This window comes from Streptomyces sp. S6, from assembly GCF_054880855.1.
The window spans coordinates 1-10,084 of sequence record NZ_JBTYMC010000057.1; the positions used below are offsets into that span (position 1 = coordinate 1).

At 71.8% G+C, this 10,084-nt stretch carries 12 protein-coding genes and 1 pseudogene; 12 read left to right on the forward strand and 1 reads right to left on the reverse strand.

Annotated elements, in window-relative coordinates:
* Positions 1–303: pseudogene (locus tag ACVNF4_RS10935) on the forward strand (MFS transporter); the annotation flags it as partial.
* A 315-nt stretch (positions 304–618) separates the two neighbouring features.
* Here the strand turns inward: ACVNF4_RS10935 and ACVNF4_RS10940 are convergent.
* Positions 619–1,254, reverse strand: coding sequence for a TIGR03085 family metal-binding protein (locus ACVNF4_RS10940; protein WP_461802534.1), 636 nt, complete (start codon positions 1,252–1,254; stop codon positions 619–621).
* 83 nt (positions 1,255–1,337) lie between these two features.
* Between ACVNF4_RS10940 and hisI the strand changes: the two genes are divergently transcribed.
* The 11 genes from hisI to lgt all read left to right on the forward strand — a co-directional run bounded on the left by hisI (position 1,338) and on the right by lgt (position 10,048).
* A complete protein-coding gene (gene hisI / locus ACVNF4_RS10945) occupies positions 1,338–1,718 on the forward strand; it encodes a phosphoribosyl-AMP cyclohydrolase (protein WP_461802535.1) in 381 nt (126 codons plus the stop codon).
* 11 nt (positions 1,719–1,729) lie between these two features.
* Complete coding sequence (locus ACVNF4_RS10950) at positions 1,730–3,208, forward strand: anthranilate synthase component I (protein ID WP_461802536.1); 1,479 nt, start codon at positions 1,730–1,732, stop codon at positions 3,206–3,208.
* 51 nt (positions 3,209–3,259) lie between these two features.
* Positions 3,260–3,907: a TIGR02234 family membrane protein gene (locus ACVNF4_RS10955; protein ID WP_461802537.1), complete on the forward strand. Its 648-nt coding sequence runs from the start codon at positions 3,260–3,262 to the stop codon at positions 3,905–3,907.
* Positions 3,908–4,033: 126 nt separating this feature from the next.
* On the forward strand, positions 4,034–4,285 hold the full coding sequence (locus tag ACVNF4_RS10960; protein WP_461802538.1) for an HGxxPAAW family protein: 252 nt from the start codon (positions 4,034–4,036) through the stop codon (positions 4,283–4,285).
* 102 nt (positions 4,286–4,387) lie between these two features.
* The gene (locus ACVNF4_RS10965; RefSeq protein ID WP_461802539.1) at positions 4,388–4,828 is read left to right on the forward strand and encodes a DUF2752 domain-containing protein; all 441 of its coding nucleotides are present in this window, start codon (positions 4,388–4,390) and stop codon (positions 4,826–4,828) included.
* Between the two features lie 114 nt (positions 4,829–4,942).
* The gene (trpC, locus tag ACVNF4_RS10970) at positions 4,943–5,752 is read left to right on the forward strand and encodes an indole-3-glycerol phosphate synthase TrpC (RefSeq protein ID WP_461802540.1); all 810 of its coding nucleotides are present in this window, start codon (positions 4,943–4,945) and stop codon (positions 5,750–5,752) included.
* 21 nt (positions 5,753–5,773) lie between these two features.
* The gene (gene trpM / locus ACVNF4_RS10975; RefSeq protein WP_461802541.1) at positions 5,774–5,938 is read left to right on the forward strand and encodes a tryptophan biosynthesis modulator TrpM; all 165 of its coding nucleotides are present in this window, start codon (positions 5,774–5,776) and stop codon (positions 5,936–5,938) included.
* Between the two features lie 108 nt (positions 5,939–6,046).
* Positions 6,047–7,288: a tryptophan synthase subunit beta gene (trpB, locus tag ACVNF4_RS10980; RefSeq protein ID WP_461802542.1), complete on the forward strand. Its 1,242-nt coding sequence runs from the start codon at positions 6,047–6,049 to the stop codon at positions 7,286–7,288.
* Positions 7,285–8,103, forward strand: coding sequence for a tryptophan synthase subunit alpha (gene trpA, locus ACVNF4_RS10985; protein WP_461802543.1), 819 nt, complete (start codon positions 7,285–7,287; stop codon positions 8,101–8,103). The genes trpB and trpA overlap by 4 nt, the downstream gene beginning before the upstream one ends.
* A 92-nt stretch (positions 8,104–8,195) precedes the next feature.
* Positions 8,196–8,969: a DsbA family protein gene (locus ACVNF4_RS10990; RefSeq protein WP_461802544.1), complete on the forward strand. Its 774-nt coding sequence runs from the start codon at positions 8,196–8,198 to the stop codon at positions 8,967–8,969.
* Positions 8,970–9,130: 161 nt separating this feature from the next.
* Positions 9,131–10,048, forward strand: coding sequence for a prolipoprotein diacylglyceryl transferase (lgt, locus tag ACVNF4_RS10995; protein ID WP_461802545.1), 918 nt, complete (start codon positions 9,131–9,133; stop codon positions 10,046–10,048).
* Positions 10,049–10,084 lie beyond the last annotated feature (36 nt).

Below are 10,084 nucleotides of genomic sequence, written 5' to 3' on the forward strand. Positions count from 1 at the left end.
GTGCCGTCCGTCGCCGGCGCCGTCGGGGTCGCCCTCTGCGTCGGGCTGCTCGCCGGGCTCGGCGGGGCCGTCGCCGGAACCCTCGTACAGGCGCGCGCGGGAGCGGCGTACATCGGCCGCGTCACCGCCGTCTCCACCCTCATCGGCTACGGCGTCGCCCCGCTGACCTTCCCCGTCGTCGGCTGGACGATCTTCCTGTGGGGCACCGGCCCCGTGTTCGCGGCCTGCGCGACGCTGAACGGGTTGAGCGCGGTGGTGGTGCTGGGGGTGAGGGGGTTGCGGAGGGCGGAGCTGCCGGGGTGAGGGGGCGGGTCGTCGGTGCTGCGCGGTCGGGAGGGAGGGGGTTGAGGATGCGGCCGTGACGGGGGCGGGAGAGGGCTGGGGAGCGGGTCGGCGGCCGGCCGGGCAGGGGGCAGCCTGTCCGCTGTCCCGTGCCGTCCCCGGCGCCCGTCCGCCTCTCGGCCTCGGCCGCTTTCCCGGCGGGCCCCTGAACAGTCGGCCGGTCCCGGCACCAGGACCCCTCGGACTCGCCCGCGCGCGGCGCTCGCTCCGCGCTCTCCCCCAGGTGAGCCCTCTCGGGCTCGCCAGTCCTGTCGCCCCAGCCGTGAGGGACCGCCCTCAGATCCCCAACTGCTTGCCCGCGCGGAGTGTCTCGATGGCTTCCTTGTCGCCCTCCAGGTCCACCTGGGCGGTGGTCTGGCGGCCGAAGACGAGCATGAGGAGTTCGGAGGGGGCGCCGGTGGCGGTGACGACCGGGGTGCCGCGGTGGGCGACGGCGGTGCGGCCGTCGGGGCGGCGCAGGACGAGGCCGGTGGGGGAGGAGCGGGCGACCAGGCGGGCGGTGCGTTCGAGGCGGGACCAGAGGGCGTCCTGGAAGACGGGGTCCAGCACGCGGGGCGTCCAGTCGGGCTGGGCGCGGCGGACGTCCTCGGTGTGGACGTAGAACTCGACCGTGTTGGCCGCCTCGTCGAGCTGCTTGAGGGCGAACGGCGAGAAGCGGGGCGGGCCGGTGCGGATGAGCTGGATCAGCTCCTCGTACGGCTTCGCCGTGTACTCGGCCGTCACCTTGTCGAGCCGGGACGCCAGTTGCTTGATGAGGGTGCCTCCCGCCGCGTCGGGGCGGCGTTCGCGCACCACGACGTGGGCCGCGAGATCCCTGGTCCGCCAGCCCTCGCACAGCGTCGGGGCGTCCGGACCGCAGGTCTCCAAGAGGTCGGCGAGAAGGAGCCGTTCACGCTTGGCGAAGGTCGACATGCCGCCAGCCTACGACCGCCGCCGACGTCCGCACAGTGGACGCCGCGCCGTCACTGTCAGTTGCAGGCGGCACAATGGCGGACATGACCAGCACGACCGGTGACCCCCGGCCCAGCAGCCTCGACCCCGAGATCGCGGCCCGCCTCAAGCGCAGCCCCGACGGGCTCGTCCCCGCCATCGCCCAGCAGTACGACACCGGCGAGGTGCTCATGCTCGGCTGGATGGACGACGAGGCGCTGCACAGGACGCTGACGACCGGCAGGTGCACGTACTGGTCCCGCAGCCGCCGCGAGTACTGGGTCAAGGGCGATACTTCCGGCCACTTCCAGTGGGTGAAGTCGGTCGCCCTGGACTGCGACGCGGACACCGTCCTCGTCCAGGTCGACCAGGTCGGCGCCGCCTGCCACACCGGCGCGCGCACCTGCTTCGACGACGACGTGCTCCCTCTCACCTCGGATCAGTAGGGTCGGCCGCCATGGACCTCGACACGTTCCGCAAGCTGGCCACCGACCGGCGGGTCATCCCGGTCACCCGCAAGCTCCTCGCCGACGGCGACACCCCCGTCGCCCTCTACCGCAAGCTCGCCGCCGAGCGCCCCGGCACGTTCCTGCTGGAGTCCGCGGAGAACGGCCGGTCCTGGGCGCGGTACTCCTTCGTGGGCGTCCGCAGCGCCGCCACGCTCACCGCGCGAGGCGGTCAGGCGCACTGGCTCGGCACCCCGCCCGTGGGCGTCCCGGTCGACGGCGACCCGCTCGCCGCCCTCAGGGCGACCATCGAGACGCTGCACACCCCCCACGCCGACGGCCTCCCGCCCTTCACCGGAGGCATGGTCGGCTACCTGGGCTACGACATCGTCCGCCGCCTGGAGAAGATCGGCCCCGGCGAGCGGGACGACCTGAAGCTCCCCGAGCTGACGATGCTCCTCACCAGCGACCTCGCGGTGATGGACCACTGGGAGGGCTCCGTCCTCCTGATCGCCAACGCGATCAACCACAACGACCTCGACACCGGCGTGGACGAGGCGTACGCGGACGCCGTCGCGCGGCTCGACGCGATGGAGGCCGACCTGTCGCGTCCGGTCGCCCAGCCGCCCGCCGTGCTGCCGCCCTCCGAACTCCCCGAGTACACCGCCCTGTGGGGCGGCCCCGACTTCATGGCGGCCGTCGAGGACATCAAGGAGCGCATCCGCGCGGGCGAGGCGTTCCAGGTCGTCCCCTCCCAGCGGTTCGAGACGCCGTGCACGGCCAGCGCGCTCGACGTGTACCGGGTACTGCGGGCGACCAACCCGTCGCCGTACATGTACCTCTTCCGGTTCGACGGGTTCGACGTCGTCGGGTCCTCCCCGGAGGCCCTCGTCAAGGTCGAGGACGGGCGCGCGATGGTCCACCCCATCGCCGGGACACGCCACCGGGGGGCGACCCCGCAGGAGGACCAGGCCCTCGCGGACGAGCTGCTCGCCGACCCCAAGGAGCGCGCCGAGCACCTCATGCTGGTCGACCTCGGGCGCAACGACCTCGGGCGGGTGTGCGAGCCCGGCTCGGTGGAGGTCGTCGACTTCATGTCCGTCGAGCGGTACTCCCACGTCATGCACATCGTGTCGACCGTCACCGGGCGCGTCGCCCCCGGCCGCACCGCGTTCGACGTCCTCACCGCCTGCTTCCCCGCAGGCACCCTCTCGGGTGCGCCGAAACCCCGCGCGATGCAGATCATCGACGAACTGGAGCCCTCCCGGCGCGGGCTGTACGGCGGCTGCGTCGGCTACCTCGACTTCGCCGGGGACTCCGACACGGCCATCGCCATCCGGACGGCGCTGCTGCGCGACGGCACCGCCTACGTCCAGGCCGGCGCCGGCATCGTCGCCGACTCCGACCCCGTCGCCGAGGACCAGGAGTGCCGGAACAAGGCGGCGGCGGTGCTGCGCGCGGTGCACACGGCGAACCGGCTCGGGAAGTAGGGCGCCGGAAATGAACCCCCGGGTGACGGAACGCCCGGGGTTCAGGCGATAGTGGGTCACGTGACTGCTGTACCGCACCCCCGCATCGAGGCCGGACCCGCGCGTTCCGGCCGCCGTAGCCTCGCCCTCGCCCTGCTCAGTGGGGCGCTCGGCGCGGCCGTCGCGCTGCTCGCGACCCGGCAGCGATGGTCGGAGGGGACCGCGTCCGTGGCGGGCGGGGCCTTTCGGCTCACCGCGAAGGGGAGTGACGTCACGGGGGTGCCGGCCGCGCTCGCGATAGTGGGGCTCGCCGCGCTCGTCGCCGTCTTCGCCGTGCGCAGGGCCGGGCGGCTGGCCGTCTCCCTCGTGCTCGCGCTCTCCGGGGGCGGGATCCTCTTCGCGGCGATCTCGGGGGCGTCGGACAGTTCCGCGCTTGACGCACAGGCCGCGAAGGCGTCCGGGGACACGTCCGCGACTGTTGCCGCCCTCTCACACACGGCCTGGCCGTACGTCGCCGCCGGCGGCGGTGCGCTGCTCCTCCTGGCCGGGCTCCTCGCGCTGCGGTACGGGCGGCTGTGGCCCGGGATGTCCGGCCGCTACGAACGCGACGGCACACCTCGCCCCCGCCGCACCGCGAAGCCGGCCGACCCCGATCGCCCTGAGGACATGTGGAAGGCGTTGGACCGGGGCGAGGACCCTACGGGGGCGGATCCGGTCTGAGGGGCGCCTTTGTGGTGAATTGGGGGTTGTCTTGGGGTACCCCGGCGTTCTTCGGGTGGGGGTGTGCGGGACAATGGGGGGAGCGTCCGGGTCGGGCGTCACATGGACAGCAATGAGGAGCAAGTCATGGCGGGCAGCAGCCACGGTCACACTTTGGCCGCCTGGACCGGTGCGGCGATCTGTTTCATCGGATTCTGCGTTGCGGGCGCGTTCATGGTGATGGCGCAGCCGCTGGGGTTCTGGGCCGGCATGGCGATCGCCGTGCTCGGTGGTGTCGTCGGTCTGATCATGAAGGGCATGGGCCTCGGCCAGCCGAAGGGCTTCCGGGACTTCCCCGACCACATCACCTACGGCACCCCGGCCAAGGCCGAGAGCTGAGACGCCCCTCAGCGGCGTTCCCTTTCCCACGGCGGCCCGGCGCGAGAGCGTTCCGGGCCGCCGTCGTCCGTGTACGAGCCGCACCGCACGATTGCGTGCACAATGCAGGACATGACGACCGACAGCGCCGACCGCCAGGTGAAGTCCTCCGCGCTCGCCCGCCTCGGCGTCCCCGCCGGGATCATGGCGGCCGTCGTCGGCGCCTTCGGGTACGTCGCGACAGTCGACCCCAACCAGCCCGGCCACTACCCCGTCTGCCCCCTCTTCCAGCTCACCGGCCTGTACTGCCCCGGCTGCGGCGGACTGCGCAGCGCCCACGCCTTCGCGCACGGCGACCTCCTGACCGCGCTCCAGGACAACGCCGCCGCCGTCCTCGCCTACGCCGGCTTCGCCGTCGTGTGGACTGTCTGGGTGGTCCGCGCGGCACGCGGACGCCCCGCGCGGGTGGCGCTCGGCAACGCCCACCTATGGACGATCGGGGCATTCCTCCTGGTCTTCACGGTTGTCCGGAACCTGCCCCTCGGTGGCTGGCTACGCCCTTGATCAACGGACGAACGTCCAGGTAGTGGGACCGGTGTCGGCCTGATGCGACCCTCGCGCGGTACGGCGGATACCATCGCCGGAGAAAATGTCACCGCCCGGAAGGGAGCCGCTCGCGTGAGTGTGCTCGACGAGATCATCGACGGAGTCCGTGCCGACCTCGCGGAGCGGCAGGCGCGCGTCAGCCTCGACGAGCTGAAGGAGCGCGTGGCCAAGGCTCCGGCAGCCAAGGACGGCGTCGCGGCCCTGAAGGGCGACGGCGTCAAGGTCATCTGCGAGGTCAAGCGGTCCAGCCCCTCCAAGGGCGCGCTGGCCGCGATCGCCGACCCGGCGGCCCTCGCCGCCGACTACGAGGCGGGCGGCGCCGCCGCGATCTCCGTCCTCACCGAACAGCGCCGCTTCAGCGGTTCACTGGCCGACCTCGACGCCGTCCGCGCGCGCGTGGACATCCCCGTCCTGCGCAAGGACTTCATCGTCACGTCGTACCAGCTCTGGGAGGCCCGCGCGCACGGCGCCGACGTCGCCCTCCTGATCGTCGCCGCCCTCGACCAGCCCGCCCTGGAGTCCCTCGTCGAGCGCGCCGAGTCCATCGGCCTCACCGCGCTCGTCGAGGTCCACGACGAGGACGAGGTCGAGCGCGCGGTCGCCGCCGGCGCGAAGGTCATCGGCGTCAACGCCCGCAACCTCAAGACCCTCGAAGTCGACCGCACCACCTTCGAGCGCGTCGCCCCCGAGATCCCCGACCACATCGTCAAGATCGCCGAGTCCGGCGTCCGGGGCCCCCACGACCTCATCGCCTACGCCAACGCGGGCGCCGATGCGGTCCTCGTCGGCGAGTCGCTGGTGACGGGCAAGGACCCGAAGACGGCGGTCGCGGATCTGGTGGCGGCGGGCGAGCACCCGGCGATCCGCAACAGCCGCGGTTGATCACCGGATAGGCTTGTCACCATGACCCCTACGGCCTCCCCTGTGGAACGGCACGCCCGCCTGGCGCGCGGCTGCCGTCCGAGGGGCTGCCGCGCGCCCGCGCGGAAGGTGCACGGCCGTAGGGTCAGGTACGTCATCGGAGACGAACCGGGACAGGTAAACGGCCGCCGATGGCAGCGGACCTGAAGGGGCGCGGGGAACTGCGCGAGCAACCACAGACCACCTGAGGCCGTTCGCGATCCTTGCCCCTACGGCGATTAGTGTTTTTCCACGCACTCACCGTGAGGTTTCCGCATGCCCAGCGAGTTCTTCATTCCCGACCCCGAAGGCCAAGTCCCCACCCCCGAGGGCTACTTCGGCGCTTTCGGCGGCAAGTTCATCCCCGAGGCCCTCGTCGCCGCAGTGGACGAAGTGGCCGTCGAGTACGAGAAGGCCAAGCACGACCCGGAGTTCGCCCGCGAACTGGACGACCTGCTCGTCAACTACACCGGCCGCCCCAGCTCCCTCACGGAGGTGCCCCGCTTCGCGGAGCACGCGGGTGGCGCCCGGATCTTCCTCAAGCGCGAGGACCTCAACCACACCGGCTCCCACAAGATCAACAACGTCCTCGGCCAGGCCCTGCTGACCAAGCGCATGGGCAAGACGAGGGTCATCGCGGAGACCGGCGCGGGCCAGCACGGCGTCGCGACGGCCACGGCCTGCGCCCTGTTCGGCCTGGACTGCACGATCTACATGGGCGAGATCGACACCCAGCGCCAGGCGCTGAACGTCGCCCGCATGCGCATGCTCGGCGCAGAGGTCATCGCCGTGAAGTCCGGCAGCCGCACGCTGAAGGACGCGATCAACGAGGCGTTCCGCGACTGGGTCGCGAACGTCGACCGCACGCACTACCTGTTCGGCACGGTCGCGGGCCCGCACCCCTTCCCCGCGATGGTCCGCGACTTCCACCGGGTGATCGGCGTCGAGGCCCGCCGCCAGATCCTGGAGCGCGCCGGCCGTCTCCCCGACGCGGCGATCGCCTGCGTCGGCGGCGGCTCCAACGCGATCGGCCTGTTCCACGCGTTCATCCCCGACACCGACGTCCGCCTCATCGGCTGCGAACCCGCGGGCCACGGCGTCGAGACGGGCGAGCACGCGGCGACGCTGACGGCGGGGGAGCCCGGCATCCTGCACGGCTCGCGGTCGTACGTCCTCCAGGACGACGAGGGCCAGATCACCGAGCCCTACTCGATCTCGGCGGGCCTCGACTACCCCGGGATCGGCCCGGAGCACTCCTACCTCAAGGACAGCGGCCGGGGCGAGTACCGCGCGGTCACCGACGACGCGGCGATGCAGGCCCTGCGCCTCCTCTCGCGCACCGAGGGCATCATCCCGGCCATCGAGTCGGCACACGCGCTCGCGGGCGCGCTGGAGGTCGGCAAGGAGCTGGGCAGGGACGGGCTGATCGTCGTCAACCTGTCCGGTCGCGGCGACAAGGACATGGACACGGCGGCCCGCTACTTCGGCCTGTACGACACCGAGGGGGACTCGAAGTGAGCGGCAACATCCAACTGCTGTCCGACACCCTGGCCGCCGCGAAGGCGGACGACCGGGCCGCGCTGATCGCCTACCTCCCGGCCGGTTTCCCGACCGTGGACGGCGGCATCGACGCGATCAAGGCCGTCTTCGACGGCGGCGCGGACGTCGTCGAGGTGGGCCTCCCGCACAGCGACCCGGTGCTCGACGGGCCGGTCATCCAGACGGCGGACGACATCGCGTTGCGCGGCGGTGTGAAGATCGCGGACGTCATGCGGACGGTCCGTGAGGCGTTCGAGGCGACCGGCAAGCCGGTGCTGGTGATGACGTACTGGAACCCCATCGACCGCTACGGCGTCGAGCGGTTCACCGCCGAGCTGGCCGAGGCGGGCGGCGCGGGCTGCATCCTGCCCGACCTGCCGGTCCAGGAGGCCGGGCTGTGGAGGGAGCACGCGGCCAAGCACGGGCTCGCGACGGTCTTCGTCGTCGCGCCCAGCAGCAAGGACGGACGGCTCGCGGAGATCACGGCGGCTGGCAGCGGGTTCGTGTACGCGGCCTCCCTGATGGGGGTCACCGGGACACGCGAGTCGGTCGGCGCGCAGGCGCAGGACCTCGTGGAGCGGACCCGCGCGACCCGCGCCGACCTGCCCGTCTGCGTCGGCCTCGGGGTCTCCAACGCCGAGCAGGCCACCGAGGTGGCCGCCTTCGCGGACGGTGTGATCGTCGGGTCGGCGTTCGTGAAGCGGATGCTGGACGCGCCGGACACGGCGGCCGGGGTCGAGGCCGTGCGGGAACTGGCCGCGGACCTCGCGAAGGGCGTGCGTCGGACGGCATAAGGGCTGGTGGGCCGGTCGGCCGGTCACTCACTCGATCGGGTGGTCCTGGGACAGGGGAGGCGCAATGCGTCTCCCCTGTTCGTTCTGGGGGTGTGAGCGAGAAGAATCGAGTGGGAAAGCTGTCGGCGCGGGAGCGGCTGGCGGCCGAGCGTCAGAAGCAGAAGTCCGCCGACAAGCGGCGCAAGGTGCTGGTCGTCGGGGCGAGCGTCCTCGCCGTCCTCGGGGTCGCGGCCGGGATCGGCGCCGTCGCGGCGAACGCCGGCAAGGACAGCGGTGACAGCGCGGGTCCGGTCGTCGCGCCGTCGGGGGCGAACGGGAAGGACGCGCTGGCGATCCCCGTCGGGAAAGACAGCGCGAAGTCGACGCTGACGGTCTGGGAGGACTTCCGCTGCCCGGCCTGCAAGTCGTTCGAGACGGCGTACCGCTCGACGATCCACGAGCTGACCGGCGCGGGGAAGCTCAAGGTCGAGTATCACCTGGCCACCCTCATCGACGGCAACCTCAGGGGCAGCGGCTCCCGCAAGGCGGCCAACGCGGCGGCCTGTGCGCAGGACGTCGGGAAGTTCCCCGCGTACCACGACGTCCTGTACGAGAACCAGCCGCAGGAGACCGACGACGCGTACAGCAAGGAGGCCCGGCTGATCGAGCTGGCCGGGAAGGTCGAGGGGCTGGACACGCCGGCCTTCCGCGCCTGCGTCGAGAAGGGCACGCACAACGCGTGGGTGAAGAAGTCCGCCGCCGCGTTCAGCAACGGCGGGTTCGGGGGAACACCGACCGTGCTGCTCGACGGGAAGAACATCTACCAGGACCAGTCGATGACGCCGACGAAGCTGAAGCAGCTGGTGGAGGAGGCCGGCAAGGGGTGAGGGCGGGTGGGGCCGACGGGGGATCGGGGTGGGCGGTTCCCGCGCGGGGTGGGGAGACAGGGGATCGACAGGAGTTCCCCCGCGTTTGACCGGCCCGTTATCCAGCCGTTGCCGGGCCGCTCGTCGTCGGCCCGGTTCGGCAAGGTAGCGTCGACCCTGCCATGGAAATTGCCTACATTCCCAGTCCGTCGCGCGGGGTCATCCACCTCGGACCCATTCCGCTGCGCGGCTACGCGTTCTGCATCATCATCGGCGTCTTCGTCGCGGTCTGGCTCGGCAACAAGCGGTGGCTTGCGCGGGGCGGGCGGGCCGGGACCATCGCCGACATCGCCGTCTGGGCGGTGCCGTTCGGGCTTGTCGGCGGGCGGCTGTACCACGTCATCACCGACTACGAGCTGTACTTCAGCGAGGGCCGGGACTGGGTCGACGCCTTCAAGGTCTGGCAGGGCGGGCTCGGGATCTGGGGGGCGGTCGCGCTCGGTGCGGTCGGGGCCTGGATCGCCTGTCGGCGGCGGGGGATCCCGCTGCCCGCGTACGCGGACGCCGTGGCGCCGGGGATCGCCCTCGCGCAGGCGATCGGGCGGTGGGGGAACTGGTTCAACCAGGAGCTGTACGGCAAGGCCACGGATCTTCCCTGGGCGCTGCACATCACGTCCTCGGCGGACGGCCGGGTCCCCGGGTACTACCACCCGACCTTCCTCTACGAGTCCCTCTGGTGCATCGGCGTCGCGTTCTTCGTCATCTGGGCCGACCGCCGCTTCACCCTCGGACACGGGCGGGCCTTCGCCCTCTACGTCGCCGCGTACTGTGTCGGCCGCTTCTGGACCGAGTACCTCCGCGTCGACGACGCCCACCACATCCTGGGCCTCCGCCTCAACAACTGGACCGCCCTCATCGTCTTCCTCCTCGCGGTGACGTACTTCGTGCTCGTCGGCAAGAAGAGGCCGGGGCGGGAAGAGGTTGTCGAGCCGGGTGTCTCCGACGGGGAGACCGAAGAGGAGAAGGCCGAGGAGAAGGCCGACGCCGAGGTCGAGACCGAGAACGGCAACGAGGCTGAGTCGGCCGGCAAGAAGAGTTAGCCGGGTATACGACGAAGAGGGCGTCCAGGGGTTCCT